Consider the following 16,905-nt stretch of genomic DNA (forward strand, 5'->3'; position numbering starts at 1 on the left):
TGGTAGAAATAAGTGTCTGTTGAAGTCGGTTGTCCAACTCCCGCCGTCAAAAGAAAGGAGGCGGTTATCAGCTCCTTCCAAGGCCGAGCGTCAATCGCGTCGTGTCTGGCGAGTGGGCGCCGCCGACCACACGCCGCGGGGATCCCCATCGTCGTCGTAACGGTCGATCCGGACGATGCTTGCCACGGATTCGGTCGGCCTATGGGTCTCGTTGATCGCCTGAAAGTCTGATTCGAAGGTTCTGTCGCTCGAGCTTCCGTCACGAAGAGTCACCTTGTACTTCGGCATGGTCAGGAATATGCCACCGCCGGCGTAGTGGCGCACCACGAACTGGTGAATTCACGCGACCCCAGATGACGACCCGAGTCCTCACCGAACACCAGCAGAGCGTGAGAGGAACGCGGCGTCTGGGCCCGAGGAGTAATTGAGGCGAATGCGGGTATTCGATGTCTGTGCTGCCGCGCGACCTCGGACGGCGAACCCGCGACAGCCAGTCCCTCCGGCCGCCTGACCCCTTCGGCCGGAGGGACGCCATCTCGACCCGATTCTCCTCGAGGGAAGCGGCCTGCGCGTCGTCTGTGTGCTCGGCGTACTCGGGGACTCGGCGTATTCGGAGGTTGCGGCGACAACTGTCGCCTGACGAGGAATACCCCAGACAGGGGTTCGGCCGGGAATGCTCTCGCATTCTCGGCCGGATCTCTGCTTCACGAGTGTTTCACCGTTGCCGATTACTATCTCGATCCGCACTACTCAATATACGCGCGTGTACCCATGCACCGCAATGCCCAATTCGCGCGAAAGGGCCGGCGCTCGAGAGGGGCCGGCGCTCGAACAGGCCGGTGATCACGAGAGAGGCGGACCAGCGGGTCGGGCCGACCATGGCAGCGGCTCGGCTACCACTGGCGTGGTGAGTCGAGCTGCTGTCGTTCTTCGGATATGCCCGGCGCTGTCAGCCGATGCCGATGCCGCCGCCGAATGTGACGCTCAACCACTTCAGGAAAGCGTCGAAGGCGACACTGAAGTCGATACCTGCAGAACCCATCTGAAGTCACTCCTCACCTTTGTTGTATTCCACGGGATCAGTTGATCCACGCTTAACTCGAATATCGACCAGACTTTCCGCAGCGTTTCACCGGGCGGGAAAGAATGTCAGGTTTCGTAATGAACAAATGCCCGGATACTCCTGGACAATTGCCCATTTTATTTACTGGACGCTCGATCGAATGCGTCGGCGCACGGTCTATTCGGTCATAGAAAAAGGGATTATTCATCGGCCCGCCGCAACCGATATGCGTACTTGCCCGTGGCCGGCGCCGAGGATCGCTGGTGCCATCCGACCGGTCGCAGTGCTTCGTCTCTGCGGGAAACGCAGTCTTCGCGAGCGGAGTGTGCTGTGCTGGGACCACAGAGCCGGGAGGTGCGGTGTGCGAACTGCGTTCGGCGGACTGGCGCCGATGGGGATGACCGAGGCGATGTTCGTGTTGTTCGAGTCCCCTTCACACCCGATGCACGTGGCCACCCTGACGCTCTTCGAACCACCCAGCGGCACCGTGCCCGGCGAGCACGCCGCCGATATGGTCGGGAGGCTCCGCGCTCACGCCGAGATCTCGGAACTGTTCCGCAAACGCCCGGTCCGCTTGATGCACGGGTATCCGTGGTGGCGCGTCGACGAGAGGGTCGATCTCGAGTATCACGTGCGGCACACCGCAGTTCCTGGCGGAGGAACCATGACCGACCTACTCTCGCTGGTGTCCCAGATGCACTCGATGCCGCTCGATCCGCAGCACCCGATGTGGGAGATGCACGTCATCGAAGGACTGACCGACGGGCGCACCGCGGTGTACACGAAGTTCCATCTGTCTTTGACCGACGGTGCGTCCGGGCTACGGCTACTGCACCGCACGCTCTCGATCGACCCGGGCATCCGGGACTGCCCGGCGCCGTGGAGTCCGTCGGTCGCGGCCCCAGCGTGGCATCTCTCCCTCGACCCGCGAGTGACACTGCGGTCCGGTGTGGAACTGACATGGCAGTGCGCGGCCATTCTCCCCACCTTGATGCGGACGGGCTACCGCGGGCTGACCGAAGAACATCTGACGTTGCCGCTGCAGTCACCGCCGACGATCTTCAACGCACCGACTGGTCGCGCCCGCAAGGTAGCGACCCGGTCCTGGCCACTGAAGCCGCTGCGGCGGCTCGCCACCTGCACCAGCGCACCGCTGGAGGTGGTGGTGTTGGCGATGTGCGCGGGCGCCCTCCGCGAGTATCTGCTCGAGCAGTACGCCCTCCCCGAGGCGCCGTTGACCGCAATGCTGCCGGTCCCACTCGACTTCGGTGAGGGCCCTACCATCGGGGCCGCGGGCCGTGGCGTTGGGGCAATGGTGGTGTCGCTGGCCACCGACGAAGCCGATCCCCTCGCGCGATTGGCGCGGATTGCCGACTCCGTCGCCCATACCAGCAGGGTCGTCGCCGCCCTCGGTCGCTCACAGTTTCAGTTGGTGAGCGCGCTGACGTTGAGTCCGATCATGCTGGAACCGGTCCGGCGGGTGCTCGAGGAGATCCCGCCGCCTTTCAATGTGACCATCTCCTACACCCCGGGTCCGACCCGCCCACGATTCTGGAACGGCGCTCGCCTCGACGCCGTCTACCCGGTACCGGCCCTCGCTCGCGGACAGGCCTTGAGCATCACCCTCACCAGCCGATCCGGGGAGTTGCACGTCGGTGTCGTGGGCGATCGCACCGCGGTGCCCCACCTGCACCGGATCATCGGCCACCTCGACACCTCCCTGACCGAACTCGAAACCGCGCGTCGGTGATCGAGAACTCCGCAAAGGCGCGCGACCGCCGTCGAGGCGGCTACAGGCCGACGGCCTGCTCGAGGGCGTCGAGTTCGGTGTCGAGATGATCGAGCATCGGGCGCAGATTCGGGACGGCGGAGCGGCATCCGGTCAATCCGAACACGAGATGGTCGTCGCTACTGGTGACAGTGATGTTCAGTGCCTGTCCGGTCACCGGGATCGACAGAGGGTACAGGGAATCGAGGCGGGCGCCGTTCCAATACAGCGGGCTGGCGGGCCCGGCGACGTTGGAAATGACGAGGTTGAACGGAGGTCGCAGTGGTCCCCGCCGGCCGGCCAGCATCTCGAGGCCCAGGGGGGCTGCTCCGAGGGCGCTCATCGCCAACGCCTGGGCCGGGCTCATCGCGCGCAGTGCCTGCTTCCCTTCGCTCATGCAGGTCCGAATCGTGGCGAGTCTCGCTCCGTGTTCGGGAAGGTGGGTGGCGAGGTTGCACATCAGGACTCCCACCCGATTGCCACCCTGGGATTCGCCGTCATCTGCGCGTAGAGAAACTGGGACCATCGCGATGAGCGGTTCGTCCGGCAGGGCGCCCAGGTCGTCGAGGTAGGTGCGCAGGGCTCCGGCGGACATCGCCAGGACGATGTCGTTGACGGTGGCGTCGGCGTGCTTGGCCAGCAACCTGATCCGTTCGAGCGGCCACGATCGGGCGCCGAACTGGCGCGCCCCGCCGATCGGAACGTTGAACACGGTGTGCGGTGCGCGCATCGAGAGCGGGCCGCCCCGGGCGTGCAGGGCCCGGTCCATGGTGCCTGCCAGCGCCGGCGCCAGACCTGCGACTTCTCGGGCGCCGTGCAACGCCAGTCTCGACAGGCCCAGCACCTCTGCAACTCCGGGCAGGTGTGGCGCCGCCGTTCCCGGTGGCGGTGTGACACGACCGCTCGCGGTGGGCATCGGCTGCCAAGGGGTCGGCATTCCTCGTCGGTCGGGATCTTCACTCATGCTGTGGCGCAGCAGATTCATGGCGGAGGCGCCGTCGGCAAGCGCGTGGTGGATTTTGGTGTAGACCGCGTATCGCCCGTCGGCGAGGCCCTCGATCAGGTGCATCTCCCACAGTGGGCGGTTACGGTCGAGCAGACCCGCATGCAACCGAGACGACAACGCCAGCAGTTCGGGCATGCCGCCCGGGCGGGGGAGGGCGTGGCGGTGCACGTGATGGTTTAGGTCCAACTCCGTGTCGGTGACCCAGCCCCACTGTCCCAGGGTGGTCATCGAGCGTCGGGCGCGTTTGCGGAACAGCGGAGCGACTTCGGTGGAGGCCGTGGCCGTGTCGAACATCGCCCGCATGTCTGCGGCGTCGGCGCCGTCCGGGGGTGTGAACACCGCCAGGCCGCCCACATGCATCGGATGCTCCCGCGACTCGCCGAGCAGGAACAGTGAATCGGTCGGCGACATCGGCAGCAGCATGCGGGGTGTCCTTCCTTCCCGAACGGCGGATCCGCACTGCCACTGCGGTGTCTCCGGGCGGGGTAACTTCGGTTTCCGGTAGCCGGTTTGTTCGGTAACGTTCAGGTGTGGTTTACGTCACAAATCGGCATCCGGATCAGTTCTACAGGAAGGTGCTGTCCGCGCGCTACCCGGCAGACGTCCAGCGGGTCACCGCGAGAGGACGCTCGTGGAGTCGCCGGAGGTCTACCCATCACTTCAGGTCCACCGTGCGCATCACTTGATGACGGCGTCCACCGTCTTCTTCAACGCCGACGGTTGTGCAGGCGAATGTGGTGCCTTTTCCTTCAACTCCAGCAGTCGCGCACCCATTTCCTGAAGTTGCTTACGCCCCAGCTCTTCCCGCACCTTCGGGAACCACTCCTGCTCCTCTTCCTCGATGTGGTGCTCGACATTCTCGATGAGGACGGTGGCCTTCGCGTCGAATCGTTCGTTGTCGGGCTTCATGGCCGCCAGCTCCGTTACGAGAACGTCGGCGACGTGGTGCTCCTCGAACGACTCCAAGATGTCGTCCTCGAGGTCGGGGGCGAGTTTGCGTACCTCTGGGTACATGCACTCGTTCTCGAGGTAGGTGTGCACGGTCAGTGCCTCGATGATCTGGTCGACGATCCGGCCCTTCTCCGCTTCGGCGTCGGGGCCGGCGCTACGGAACTCGCGGAAGAGTTTTCGGATTGCCTTGTGGTCGTTGCGCAGGAGGACAATCGCGTCGGTGGACATGGTTACCTCGCAAAGGGTGTGGTCGGCGGTCGACGCTCCCGCGAGTACCCCGAGTGGAACATCTTTACGCGCTACCCGACGCCGGCTTCGCCCTTGTCGCGCCGGTTGCACTTGACACCCGTTAGAACACATGTTCGCATGTACTCATGAGGTGGGATGGGCAGGCGCTCGACGCGGACGACGGCGCGTTGCCCGGACTCGAGCGAGCAGGTCTGGTGCGCAGCGTGCAGACGCCCGAGTTCGAGGGCATCACCTTTCACGAAGTGCTCTGCAAGAGTGCGCTCAACAAGACGCCCGAGGAGTCCCAGCTCCCGTTCCGGTACACGGTCAACGCTTTTCGAGGGTGTTCGCATTCGTGTCGTTACTGCTTTGCCCGGCCCACCCACGAGTACCTCGACCTCGATGCCGGCCGGGATTTCGACAGTCAGATCGTAGTGAAGACGAATGTCGCGGCGGTGCTTCGAAAGGAACTGAGCCGTAAGTCGTGGAAGCAGGAGCACGTGGCGTTGGGTACCAACACCGACCCGTATCAGCGGGCCGAGGGCCGGTACCGACTCATGCCGGGAATCATCCGGGCACTGACCGAATCGGCCACACCCTTCTCGATCCTGACGAAGGGAACGCTTCTGCGGCGCGACCTTCCGCTCCTGACACTGGCTGCACAGCAGGTCGCGGTGAGTATCGGCGTGTCGCTGGCCATCCATGACGCCGACCTGCAGAAGTCGATCGAACCCGGCACTCCGTCGCCCAGGGCGCGCCTCGATCTGATCCGGGCAATCACGGATGCGGGCATGACGTGCAACGTGATGGTCGCGCCGGTCATCCCGTTCCTGACGGACTCGGCACGGCACCTCGACGGTTTACTCGAGGCCATCGCGCAGGCAGGAGCGTCGAAAGTCACCGTGCTGCCGATGCACCTGCGGGGGAGTACCAAGGGTTGGTTCATGAACTGGCTCTCCACCGAACACCCAGCACTGATACGGCAGTACCGGCAGTTGTACGGTCGATCTGCCTACGTGCCGGCCGAGTACAAGTCGTGGCTGAAGGCGCGCGTCGACCCGCTCGTCGAGCGTCACGGTCTGGCCGGTCGCGCGCAACATCGTGACGCCGGAGCGGCAGATCGGGTAGAGGCCGAGCGCCGCGAACTCGTACGAGCCGGCAGTACCGGACCGACTCTCACTCTGTTCTGATCGCAATTCCCTCGGGGTCCTCATTGGGCGGCAGGTGAACCGTGCGTCTCGGTTCATACCATTCGGTCCCGACAGGTTCACCGCCCATGTTCCAGCTCCAGGAGATCGTCGGCGTAATGCGGGCATACATGCCCGGGCCGACGATGCCCACCCGCTCGATCGGCTGCTCCGCGATACCGTAAACCCGAATGCATCGGGCGATGAACGGTTCGATCGACTCGAGGTCGTCGACCACCAAGGCGACCTTGACGTTGCCGGCGCGGAGGTTGCGGAACTTGCGCGTGTCGGTCACGGCCGGCCCGGAACCGCCGATCCAGAAGTATGTCCCGTCGAACTCGAACGCAAGCGGAACCACGTCGGGCTGCCCGTCGGGGCAGACGGTGGAGAACCGTGCGACGGGTTGTGAGCGGAGGTAGGCGATCTCTTGGTCCGTGAACGACACGGCGTCTCCTTTCGCGTAGCGAGCCCAGGTTCCCCTGCGCGGGAACGCGAGCCGCCAGGAGTCTCAGCGCAGGGCGGGTGGGCTGTTCAGATCGCGGGCGGAGTAGGTGTCGCAGGCGTCGACCTGGCCGGTCCGGTACCCGGTGACGAACCATTTCTGTCGTTGCTCTGAGGAGCCGTGCGTCCAACCTTCGGGATTGACCCGGCCGCCCGCGGACTGCTGGATCCGGTCGTCACCCACCGACGAGGCCGCGGACAGCGCGTCCTGGATGTCGGTGTCGGTGAGGGTGTTCAGAAACGGCGGTCCGCCGTCGGGCCCCGGAAGTGTGTCGGCGTAGTGGGCCCACACGCCAGCGTAGCAATCGGCCTGCAGTTCGGTGCGGACCGCGGCCGAGTCGGCTCCGCGCGGATCGGTCTGCGCCCGGCCGATGTCGCCCAGCTGATTCTGAATATGGTGTCCGACCTCGTGCGCCACGACATATTCCTGAGCGAGGGGTCCGGCACTCGACCCGAAGCGATCGACGAGGAGCTGGAAGAAGCTGGTGTCGAAGTACGCCGTCGAGTCTGCCGGGCAGTAGAACGGGCCGACCTCGCTGGTGGCGTTTCCGCACCCGGTGTTCACCGCGCCGGAGAACAGCACCACCTCGGGCGGGATGTAGTCGGTTCCCGTTTGTGCACCGAGTTCCTGCCCCCACACGGAGTCGAGACTGCCGACCGTGAACACCACCCGGCAATCCACGTCGCGGTTGGCGTCCGCACCCGTCTCACAACCTTCGAGGCCGGCGCCGGGACTCTGGGCGGACGGGTCGGTGGCACCGCTCAGTCCACCGAGCAGGGATCCGGGGTCGCCGCCGAGCAGCAGAGCGAGAACAAGCACGATCAGACCCCCGGCTCCGCCGCCCATCGCGAACTTGCCGCCGAGGCCACCTCCTCCGCCGCCACCCCCGACGGAGACCCGGCCGGAGTCCATGCGGGCGCCCTCGTTGAAGGTCATGTGTCGTCGCTTTCTCTCCGAGTGTCGCGGTACAGGTAGCTCGAGCATTGCACGTGAAGCGGGTATGAGTTTCCGCTCACGCACAGTGTCTCCGTAGGATCGCAGCCAACGAAGTAGCTTGCCCCACGTTTCGAAAGGAATCCCGTGCTGCGCACACATCTCGCCGGTTCATTGCGAGCCGAGCACGCCCAGCAGACCGTTACCCTCACCGGTTGGGTCGCCAGGCGTCGTGATCACGGCGGGGTGATCTTCATCGACCTGCGTGATGCCTCGGGCGTGTCGCAGGTGGTGTTCCGTGAGGGAGCTGCTGCCGACCAGGCGCATCGACTGCGCGCGGAATACTGCGTGAAGGTCACCGGCATCGTCGAGGTCCGGCCCGAGGGCAACCAGAACTTCGAGATTCCCACCGGGGCCATCGAGGTCAACGTCACCGACCTCGAGGTTCTCAACGAGAGCGCGCCGCTACCGTTCCAGCTCGACGACCAGGCCGGAGAAGAAGCGCGCCTGAAGTACCGCTACCTCGACCTGCGCCGGGAGGGCCCGGGCCACGCCATCCGGCTGCGCTCGAAGGTCAATGCCGCTGCCCGCTCCGTTCTCGCGCACCACGAGTTCGTCGAGGTCGAGACGCCCACGCTGACGCGGTCGACGCCGGAAGGTGCGCGCGACTTCCTCGTCCCCGCCCGACTGCAGCCGGGTAGCTTCTACGCCCTGCCGCAGAGCCCGCAGCTGTTCAAGCAGCTGCTGATGGTCGGTGGCATCGAGCGGTACTACCAGATCGCGCGGTGCTACCGCGACGAGGACTTCCGCGCGGACCGCCAGCCGGAGTTCACCCAGCTCGACATCGAGATGAGCTTCGTCAACCAGGACGACGTGATCCTGCTCGCCGAGGAAGTCCTGACCGCACTGTGGAAGCTCGTCGGCCACGAGATCAAGACCCCGATCGCACGGATGACGTACGCCGAGGCGATGCGGCGGTTCGGTTCGGACAAGCCGGACCTGCGTTTCGGCATCGAGCTCGTCGAATGCATGGAGTTCTTCAAGGACACCACCTTCCGGGTGTTCCAGGCGGAGTACGTGGGCGCCGTGGTCATGCCCGGTGGTGCTGCGCAGCCCCGGCGTCAGCTCGACGGATGGCAGGAGTGGGCGAAGCAGCGCGGTGCCAAGGGGCTCGCGTACGTGCTCGTCGGCGAGGATGGCGCCCTCACGGGTCCGGTCGCGAAGAACCTCACCGACACCGAACGCGCTGGGCTCTGCGACCACGTCGGCGCGAAGCCCGGAGACTGCATCTTCTTCGCAGCGGGAGCCACCAAGCCCATGCGTGCGCTACTCGGCGCGGCGCGGGGAGAGATCGCCCGCAAGCAGAACCTGATCGACCCCGACGCCTGGGCCTTTCTGTGGGTCGTGGACGCGCCGCTGTTCGAGCCGACCGCCGACGCCACCGCCAGCGGCGACGTCGCACTCGGCTACAGCGCGTGGACGGCGGTACACCACGCCTTCACCTCGCCGAAGCCCGAATCGATCGACACGTTCGACACCGACCCCGGTTCGGCACTCGCGTACGCATACGACATCGTCTGCAACGGAAACGAGATCGGCGGCGGCAGTATCCGTATTCACCGCAAGGACATTCAGGAACGAGTGTTCAAGGTGATGGGAATCTCGCACGAGGAAGCCGAGGAAAAGTTCGGCTTCCTCCTCGACGCGTTCGCGTTCGGTGCACCGCCGCACGGCGGCATCGCGTTCGGCTGGGACCGCATCACGGCCCTGCTCGCCGGAGTCGACTCGATCCGTGAGGTGATCGCATTCCCGAAGTCGGGCGGCGGCGTCGATCCCCTGACGGAGGCTCCCGCCCCGATCACCGCGCAGCAGCGCAAGGAGTCGGGTGTGGACGCCAAGCCGGAGCCGAAGGGCGGCGCCGGCGCACAGGCCGGCGCAGCGCCGGTGGCGAAGGACGCGGTCGCCGGCACGTAGATCGATCGACGGGGACGGACGCGGACAGCAGGGGGACGTCATGCTGCATCTACGGGTGATCTGCCCCGCCGAGCACACCGACGACGTTCTCGGTGTGCTCGCCGCGGAGCCCGGGGCCACCCACGTGGTGGTGCTGCGCGGTGCGGCGATCGACCCGGCCGGTGACGTGGTCCAAGCAGATGTGGCCCGCGAGGCGGCCAACGAGGTGATCGACGCGCTCGAAGCGCTGGACATCCAGCACATGGGCGCGATCACCTTGGGACCGGTCGAGACGGTTCTGTCCACGGCCGCACGGAAGGCGGAGAAGGCGGCTCCCGGCGATCCGGCCGACAGCGTCGTGTGGGAGGAACTTGTCAGCCGCACCCGCGAGGAGTCGACCCTCAACGGAACGTTCCTCGCCTTCTTGACGATCGCGTGTCTGCTCGCGTCGGTAGGAGTCGTGACCGACTCACCGATCACGATCGTCGGTGCCATGGTGGTGGGACCGGAGTTCGGTCCGTTGGCAGCACTCGCCGTGGCTCTGGCACGGCGCAAACTCGGTCTCGCACGACGCTCCTTATTCGCGCTGCTCCTCGGCTTTCCCTTCGCCATGGCTGCCACCTTGGTTGCCACGCTGGTGATGGAACGGATCGGGTGGATGGCTCTCGACAGCCTCGACGCCCAGGATCAGGTCGACTACATCTACAAGGTCGGACCCCTGTCGCTGGTGGTCGCCGTCCTCGCGGGGGCAGCCGGGATGCTCGCGCTCGTGTCCGCGAAGTCCGCGGCACTCGTCGGTGTCTTCATCTCGGTCACCACCGTGCCGGCGGCGGGTTTCGCCGTCGTCGCCGTAACGGTCGGCGAGTGGCGCATCGCCGCACTGTCCGCACTTCAACTGGGCATCAACATGGTCGGAATCGTGGTGGCCGGGGTGCTGGTCCTCGCGCTGCGGTTGCGAGCCGGCAACGGCGCCGATCGCCTGCTCGCCGAGGCACGGAAAGAACGCGTCCAGCAAGTCCGGAGACTTCGGTGACCGCGGCGCCGCACCGCGGCCCGGAATACGACGAACTGTTCGACGCCGACGGGAAGGTCCGTGCGCCGTGGTCCGAGCTGGGTGACGGCCTCCTCGGCGCGGACAGCGGCTCCGTGCGCCGGCTGCAGTCCCGCATCCGGCTCCTCGTGGACAACCACGGCATCACCTACAACCCCCTCGACGGATCGGATCTCGCCACCGGACCGTCTCGGTGGGAGATCGACGCGATACCGCTTCTCGTCGCGGCCGACGAATGGGAGCACCTCGAAGCGGGACTCCTCCAGCGTTCCCGGCTTCTCGATGCCGTCCTCGCCGACCTGTACGGGCCGATGACGCTGCTGCGGAGTGGTGCCGTGCCCGCCCGCCTCGTGTTCGGTCATCCCGGATATCTTCGGCCTGCGCACGGCATGTCGATCCCGGGTCGGCACCAGTTGTTCTTCCACGCTCTCGACGTCGGCCGCGGCACGGACGGCAATTTCCACGCTGTTCGCGACCACACCCAGTCTCCGGGCGGGGCCGGCTACGCGATGGCGAACCGCCGAGTGATCGCCCGGGCGGTTCCGGGCATCTACGAGACCGTGGGCCCCCGGCCGTTGTCCTCGTTCGCCCAGTCGATGCGGCTCGCGGCAATCGACGCGGCGCCCGTCGGTTCGGAAGACCCGCTGGTGGTCGTGCTCAGTCCGCACACCAGGTCGGGTGCCGCGTTCGACCAGGCCTACCTGGCGACCGTCCTCGGGTTCCCGCTCGTGGAGAGCGCCGACCTGGTGGTCCGTGACGGCCGCATCTGGATGCGGTCACTGGGCCGGTTGGAACAGGTCGACGTCATCATCCGGCGGGTCGACGCCGAACTCGCCGACCCCCTCGATCTGCGCCCCGGCTCCCGGTCCGGCGTCGTCGGCCTCGTCGAGGTGCTGCGTCGGGGAGCAGTAACCGTTGTGAACACCCTCGGCAGCGGAGTCCTGGAGAATCCGGCACTCACCCGCCTGCTGCCGGTACTCTCGCGGCGACTGCTCGACGAGGATCTGTTGTTGCCGTCCGTGCCGACGTTCTGGGGAGGTGACCGCTCCGAACTCACGCACATCCTGGCCAACGTTTCATCGATGGTGCTCCGCGCCGTCCGCGGCGGGCCGCCCGTCGTCCCCTCCGCACTCGATGACGCCCGGCGCACGGAGTTTCTCGAACAGGTACGCGCGGATCCCAGCAACTGGGTGGGGCAGATCATCCCCGACTCGTCGTATGCGCCGTCGGCCGGCGCCGGGGGAGAGGTCAACCTCTCGCCCGTCGGCGTCCGGTTGTTCTCCGTAGCTCAACGGGTGGGCTTCGTACCCATGTCCGGCGGCCTGGGAACGACCCTGATTCCGGGTGCCGCGGGCGGGGATCGCCGGTATGCGGGAGCCAAGGACGTCTGGGTGCGCTTCGCGCCGCGGCTCGGCCCGGCAGATACCGGTGAGGGCGCCGCCCGTGACGTCGAGTCGCTGCCCACCTACGCAGCAACCTCGTCCGATCTGCTGGCCTCGCCCCGCGCGCTGTCCGAACTCTTCTCGATAGGGCGATGCGCGGAGCGGGCCGAGGGTTCGGCACGGCTGATGATCGCCGTGGGGGAGAAGTACCGCGACTATCGGCTCCGCCCGTGGCTGCCGGGTGCCGGGTGTCTTCCCATTCTGCTCGACGCCGTCCTCACCGTCGCGGAGCAGGGAAATGCACCGGGGGAAGGGGGCGAGCCGGCAGGGTCGGCGAACGTTCCCGACGGAACTGCGGGCCCCGTTCACACTGCGGATCTCCAGCAAGTGCGGGCGGAACTACGGTCGCTCACCGTCGATCCCGACCGCGACGGATCACTCGCTCGAGCAGTCCGGGACGTGGAGCAGGCCGCGCGGGCGGTACGCGGCCAGTTGTCGAACGACATCTGGGCCGTGCTGAGCACGGTGGAACGCGCTCTCGGTGAGGTCTCCGACGAGTCGATCGACGATGGCTCCCGGCTTTTCGAGGCGCAATCCGCAGTGCTCGGCGGCATGCTGGCGCTGTCCGGTGTCTCAGCGGAATCGCTGGTCCGCGACACCGGCTGGCACATCATGGACATCGGCAAGCGGATCGAACGGGCCTCGACCCTCACCACCCTGGTGGCGTCCACCATGGGGCGGAAACGGGATCCCGCGACCGAACGAGCGTTGATCGAATCACTTCTGATCGCCACCGAGAGCTCGGTGGTGTACCGCCGGCGGAATCGAAGTATCCGCCCTGCCGCGGTGGCCGAGTTGCTGCTGTTCGACATCGGCAACCCCCGCTCGCTCGTCTTCCAGCTCGAGGCGCTGCGAACCGATCTGGCGGCCCTACCCGACGCCTCCGGATCCTCGCCGGCGGAGCGGCTCGCCGAGGACATGCTCAACACCGTTCGCCGGGTCGACCCTGCCCGGCTCGAGCGCATCGACGACACCGGAGTACGCACCGAAGTGGGCGAACTGACCACCGAGATCGACGGACTTCTCGGCCGGTTGTCCGAAGTCATGTCGAAGGGGCCGTTGTCGTTGCCCGGCGGTATGCAACCGCTGTGGGGTAGCACGGCCTCGTGGACGGTCGGGGGCGAAGTTCCCGCATGATCGACCCCCCGACCCCAGCTGATTCGACCAGCGAGCGCCCCGTACTCCGGCGATACCGGATCACCCACCGCACTACCTACACCTATTCAGGACCGGTGTCCTCGTCCTACGGCCGCTGCTACCTGCTTCCGCGTGACACCGAGGATCAACGCTGTGTCCGATCGGCAGTCGACATTTCGCCCGCGCCCGCCGATCGGTCGGTGGGTGTAGACGTATACGGCAATCGCGACCTCTACTTCCAGGTGAGCGCAGCGCACGCGGAGCTGATTGTCACCGCCGAGTCCGAAGTAGAGGTGTACGGGCCGGAACCACACCGGCTCGTCAGTGCACCCGCGAACTCGCGGTGGGAGCTGTCCCGGCCGGTGGGGACGGACGGGGCGCTGGCCCAGGACTTCGTGCTGGACGTGCAACCGGCCGAGATCAGTGACGGCGTGCGCGACTACGCGGCCGTGAGCTTTCCGCCGGAACGTCCGCTCCTCGACGCCGTCCTCGACCTCACGAGCCGCATCCACCGCGACTTCCAGTACAGATCGGGGTCGACGTCCGTGTCCACCCGGGTCACCGAGGTGCTCGAGAAGAGGTCCGGGGTCTGCCAGGATTTCGCTCGGCTCGCGATCGCCTGCCTGCGCTCACACGGGCTCGCCGCCAGGTACGTGTCGGGATATCTGGAAACGCAGCCGCCGCCCGGCCAGGAAAGACTGATCGGGGTCGACGCCACCCACGCGTGGGCCGCGGTGTGGATGCCCGGCGACCGCTGGCTGGCTTTCGACCCGACCAACGATCAACTCGTCGACGAGCGCTACACCGTGGTGGCGTGGGGCCGGGACTACGCGGATGTGCCGCCGCTGCGCGGAGTCATATACACAGAGGCACGAAACAGCACCATTGCGGTGTCGGTTGACGTGGCACCCCTCCATCCGCTCGCGCCCGATCAGCCGAAATGCTGAAATTCACCGAGGCTTCCGGCGGAGGACTCGATGATCCGTGTCACTAGCAGGTAAGTTGGACCGCGATGACTGCAATACTGGCCGACCCCGTTTCCGAGGTAGTTGCCGCAGCCGAGAAGCTGCTCACGCGTCGTACCGGGGCACCCGTGACACTGGTAGACCCCGTCGACCTCGGCGGTAGTGGTCGTACCATCGTGCTCCGCGTCCGCGTGGCCGAGAATCCGTTCTCCCTTCCGCGGACGTTGGTGATCAAACAACTGCGTGAGGACGTCGGCGTGTCCGGCTCACGGACGGTCGATCCCGACGACCTGTCGGGTGACAGCAGCAGCGCGTTCCTCCGTGAAGCCGTGTCGTATCAGTTCGCCACTGCACTGGCGACCGACAGCAGGCCGGGCGCCGAACTGCTCGCCTCCGACCTCGAGGCGCGACTCCTCGTTCTCAGCGACCTCGGTGATGCCTCGCCGATCAGTGCCCTGCTCGAGCATTCCGACGCCGATACGGTCACCAACACGCTGATGGCCATGGCACAGGCGCTGGGCCGGATGCACGCGGCCACGGTGGGACGGGAAGAGGACTTCACCGCGCTTCTTCGCCGCGCCGAGGTGGCGCACTGCGACGACACCGTCGCCGAGCAGGTTCACCGCGCGGTTCCGGAGGTGCCCCGCCTTCTCTCCCGGATCCTGGGGGTCGACGTGTCCGCGGACATGACGGCGCAGGTGGCGCGCGCCGCGAAGCTGTTCGGCAGTGGCCGATTCCGGGCGTTCAGCCCCTCGGACCTGTGCCCGGACAACATCATGGTCAACGACGAGGGTGTTCGTTTCCTGGACTACGAGTGGGGTGGCTTCCGCGACGCGATGCTCGACATCGCGTATGCACTGGTGTCCTTCCCTGGTTGCCTCTGCACCGTGGAACTGTCCGACGAGCGGACGCAGGCCATGATCGAGGCCTGGCGCGCCGAGGTCGTGGGGATGTGGCCCGCGCTCGCCGACGACAACGTGCTGGCCACCCGCATGGTCGAAGCGCAGCTCATCTGGGTGTGGGTCAGCACGTATCTGTTCCTTCCGGAGAATCACAGTCGCATCGCCGCCGTGCGCGAGCATCACCTGTCGGTTCCGCGGTCCGAAGCCCTGACGCAGCGCTGGGACAGGTTGGCCCGGAGCGCCGACCACGCCGGGAACACGGTGGTCGCCCACCACGCCCGCCTCGTGGCCGACAAGCTTCGAGGTTTGTCTGTCGGGTGACGCCGACCGGCAGACCGGAGTGGGTTCCCGCGACGCCTTCCGAGTAGCGTCGAACTTGTGAGCGATCTTTTCGGTTCGGAGTTGGGCGAGGACGAGTCGGCCGGACTGTTCGAGACCGTGCGGCCCGAGGTGGAACCCGCGCCGAAATCCGGTCCCGGACACGTGGCTGTCAACCCTCACGCACCACTCGCGGTGCGGATGCGCCCGCGCACTCTCGGTGAGGTGGTCGGACAGCAGCACCTCCTGGGGCCCGGGGCGCCGCTACGGCGTCTGGTCGAGGGTTCCGGAGCAGCGTCGGTGCTGCTGTACGGCCCTCCCGGTACCGGGAAGACAACCTTGGCCTCACTCATCTCGGGGGCGACGGGCCGCCGATTCGAGGCGTTGTCCGCGCTGTCCGCGGGTGTGAAGGAAGTGCGCGGCGTCATCGAACTCGCGCGGCGGCGCCTCCTCGCGGGGGAACAGACGGTGTTGTTCATCGACGAGGTACACCGGTTCTCGAAAACTCAGCAGGACGCCCTGCTCGCTGCCGTGGAGAACCGGATCGTGCTCCTCGTTGCCGCGACCACCGAAAACCCGTCCTTCTCGGTCGTGTCACCGCTGCTGTCCCGGTCGTTGGTGCTGCAACTGCAGTCGTTGACGCCCGGCGACATCGAGGAACTCCTCGAGCGGGCGCGCACCGACGAGCGTGGGTACGGCGGTGAGATCGAAATCGCGGGCGATGCCTTGGATCATCTGGTCCGATTGGCGGCGGGCGATGCGCGTCGGGCACTGACGGCGCTCGAGGCGGCCGCGGGGGCTGCCCTCGACCAGGCGGGCGATGCGGATCGGCCGATTCTGCTCGACCTCGCCACGGTAGAGGCCAGCGTCGACAAGGCGGCGGTCCGCTACGACCGTGACGGTGACCAGCACTACGACGTCATCAGTGCCTTCATCAAATCGATCCGTGGCTCCGACGTCGATGCCGCACTGCATTACCTCGCGCGGATGCTGACCGCTGGTGAAGACCCGCGCTTCATCGCGCGTCGACTGGTGGTCCACGCGAGTGAAGACATCGGGATGGCCGATCCGACCGCACTGCAGACCGCCACCGCGGCCGCCCAGGCCGTGCAGCTGATCGGCATGCCCGAGGCCCGCCTTGCGCTCGCCCAGGCGACCATCCACCTCGCCACCGCACCGAAGTCGGGGGCGGTGATCGCCGCGCTCGGAGCCGCGATGGCCGACGTCGCCGCGGGCAACGCAGGCCTGGTGCCCCCGCATCTGCGCGACGGGCACTACGCGGGTGCGGCGAAGCTCGGCAACGCCGTCGGATATCGCTATCCCCACGATCACCCGGACGGCGTGCTGCCACAGCAATATCCGCCGGACGAACTGGTCGGCGTCGACTACTACCAGCCCACCACGCACGGTGGTGAGCGCGACATTGCGGCCCGGGTCGACAAGTTGCGTGCCATCGTCCGTGGCAAGACCCGTCCGGGTGGCCGGTTAAGCTGATTGTT

Annotated in this window: 12 protein-coding genes; 8 read left to right on the forward strand and 4 right to left on the reverse strand. The window is 66.6% G+C overall.

The genetic code is table 11. The annotated features are described in order from the left end of the window. Nucleotides 1-1,454 precede the first annotated feature (1,454 nt). Nucleotides 1,455-2,813 carry a wax ester/triacylglycerol synthase family O-acyltransferase gene (locus ACH49N_RS03240; RefSeq protein ID WP_358270729.1) on the forward strand — a complete coding sequence of 453 codons (1,359 nt, stop codon included), beginning with the start codon at nucleotides 1,455-1,457 and terminating at the stop codon, nucleotides 2,811-2,813. Nucleotides 2,814-2,853: 40 nt separating this feature from the next. On the opposite strand, the gene ACH49N_RS03245 is transcribed toward ACH49N_RS03240, so the two are convergent. Both ACH49N_RS03245 and ACH49N_RS03250 read right to left on the reverse strand, forming a co-directional pair. Continuing rightward, nucleotides 2,854-4,260, reverse strand: coding sequence for a wax ester/triacylglycerol synthase family O-acyltransferase (locus ACH49N_RS03245; RefSeq protein ID WP_358270087.1), 1,407 nt, complete (start codon nucleotides 4,258-4,260; stop codon nucleotides 2,854-2,856). Nucleotides 4,261-4,515: 255 nt separating this feature from the next. Further along, nucleotides 4,516-5,016, reverse strand: a complete 501-nt coding sequence (locus ACH49N_RS03250; RefSeq protein WP_159922725.1) for a hemerythrin domain-containing protein — start codon at nucleotides 5,014-5,016, stop codon at nucleotides 4,516-4,518. 146 nt (nucleotides 5,017-5,162) lie between these two features. On the opposite strand from ACH49N_RS03250, the gene ACH49N_RS03255 reads away from it, so the two are divergent. Next, the gene (locus ACH49N_RS03255; protein WP_358270086.1) at nucleotides 5,163-6,206 is read left to right on the forward strand and encodes an Rv2578c family radical SAM protein; all 1,044 of its coding nucleotides are present in this window, start codon (nucleotides 5,163-5,165) and stop codon (nucleotides 6,204-6,206) included. On the opposite strand, the gene ACH49N_RS03260 is transcribed toward ACH49N_RS03255, so the two are convergent. Both ACH49N_RS03260 and ACH49N_RS03265 read right to left on the reverse strand, forming a co-directional pair. Continuing rightward, nucleotides 6,193-6,648, reverse strand: coding sequence for a PPOX class F420-dependent oxidoreductase (locus ACH49N_RS03260; protein ID WP_358270084.1), 456 nt, complete (start codon nucleotides 6,646-6,648; stop codon nucleotides 6,193-6,195). The genes ACH49N_RS03255 and ACH49N_RS03260 overlap by 14 nt on opposite strands. A gap of 63 nt (nucleotides 6,649-6,711) precedes the next feature. After that, a complete protein-coding gene (locus ACH49N_RS03265) occupies nucleotides 6,712-7,641 on the reverse strand; it encodes a neutral zinc metallopeptidase (RefSeq protein ID WP_358270083.1) in 930 nt (309 codons plus the stop codon). A 144-nt stretch (nucleotides 7,642-7,785) separates the two neighbouring features. Here ACH49N_RS03265 and aspS point away from each other — a divergent pair, with 144 nt between their 5' ends. The 6 genes from aspS (at nucleotide 7,786) to ACH49N_RS03295 (ending at nucleotide 16,900) form a co-directional block, all read left to right on the forward strand. Continuing rightward, nucleotides 7,786-9,612 (forward strand): aspartate--tRNA ligase, encoded by a 1,827-nt coding sequence (gene aspS, locus ACH49N_RS03270; RefSeq protein WP_358270081.1) that lies wholly within the window; start codon nucleotides 7,786-7,788, stop codon nucleotides 9,610-9,612. A gap of 40 nt (nucleotides 9,613-9,652) precedes the next feature. Then, on the forward strand, nucleotides 9,653-10,624 hold the full coding sequence (locus ACH49N_RS03275) for a DUF389 domain-containing protein (RefSeq protein ID WP_358270079.1): 972 nt from the start codon (nucleotides 9,653-9,655) through the stop codon (nucleotides 10,622-10,624). Next, nucleotides 10,621-13,221 (forward strand): circularly permuted type 2 ATP-grasp protein, encoded by a 2,601-nt coding sequence (locus tag ACH49N_RS03280; protein WP_358270076.1) that lies wholly within the window; start codon nucleotides 10,621-10,623, stop codon nucleotides 13,219-13,221. Before ACH49N_RS03275 ends, ACH49N_RS03280 begins: the two co-directional genes overlap by 4 nt. Then, entirely contained in the window at nucleotides 13,218-14,168 is a 951-nt protein-coding gene (locus tag ACH49N_RS03285) for a transglutaminase family protein (RefSeq protein ID WP_358270075.1), read from the forward strand. Before ACH49N_RS03280 ends, ACH49N_RS03285 begins: the two co-directional genes overlap by 4 nt. Before the next feature lie 65 nt (nucleotides 14,169-14,233). After that, entirely contained in the window at nucleotides 14,234-15,409 is a 1,176-nt protein-coding gene (locus ACH49N_RS03290; protein ID WP_358270074.1) for a phosphotransferase, read from the forward strand. A gap of 57 nt (nucleotides 15,410-15,466) precedes the next feature. Beyond that, nucleotides 15,467-16,900 carry a replication-associated recombination protein A gene (locus ACH49N_RS03295; protein ID WP_358270073.1) on the forward strand — a complete coding sequence of 478 codons (1,434 nt, stop codon included), beginning with the start codon at nucleotides 15,467-15,469 and terminating at the stop codon, nucleotides 16,898-16,900. The last annotated feature ends 5 nt before the right edge of the window (nucleotides 16,901-16,905 follow it).

It is taken from the genome of Rhodococcus sp. NPDC019647 (genome assembly GCF_044389235.1).
GTDB lineage: Bacteria > Actinomycetota > Actinomycetes > Mycobacteriales > Mycobacteriaceae > Rhodococcus_F > Rhodococcus_F oxybenzonivorans.

Excerpts from the sequence above, each read along its gene's own strand:
- ACH49N_RS03240 (WP_358270729.1), top strand. The coding sequence starts at position 1,455 with ATGGGGATGACCGAGGCGATGTTCGTGTTGTTCGAGTCCCCTTCACAC.
- ACH49N_RS03250 (WP_159922725.1), bottom strand. The coding sequence starts at position 5,016 with ATGTCCACCGACGCGATTGTCCTCCTGCGCAACGACCACAAGGCAATC.
- ACH49N_RS03245 (WP_358270087.1), bottom strand. The coding sequence starts at position 4,260 with ATGCTGCTGCCGATGTCGCCGACCGATTCACTGTTCCTGCTCGGCGAG.
- ACH49N_RS03265 (WP_358270083.1), bottom strand. The coding sequence starts at position 7,641 with ATGACCTTCAACGAGGGCGCCCGCATGGACTCCGGCCGGGTCTCCGTC.
- ACH49N_RS03275 (WP_358270079.1), top strand. The coding sequence starts at position 9,653 with ATGCTGCATCTACGGGTGATCTGCCCCGCCGAGCACACCGACGACGTT.
- ACH49N_RS03285 (WP_358270075.1), top strand. The coding sequence starts at position 13,218 with ATGATCGACCCCCCGACCCCAGCTGATTCGACCAGCGAGCGCCCCGTA.
- ACH49N_RS03290 (WP_358270074.1), top strand. The coding sequence starts at position 14,234 with ATGACTGCAATACTGGCCGACCCCGTTTCCGAGGTAGTTGCCGCAGCC.
- ACH49N_RS03255 (WP_358270086.1), top strand. The coding sequence starts at position 5,163 with ATGAGGTGGGATGGGCAGGCGCTCGACGCGGACGACGGCGCGTTGCCC.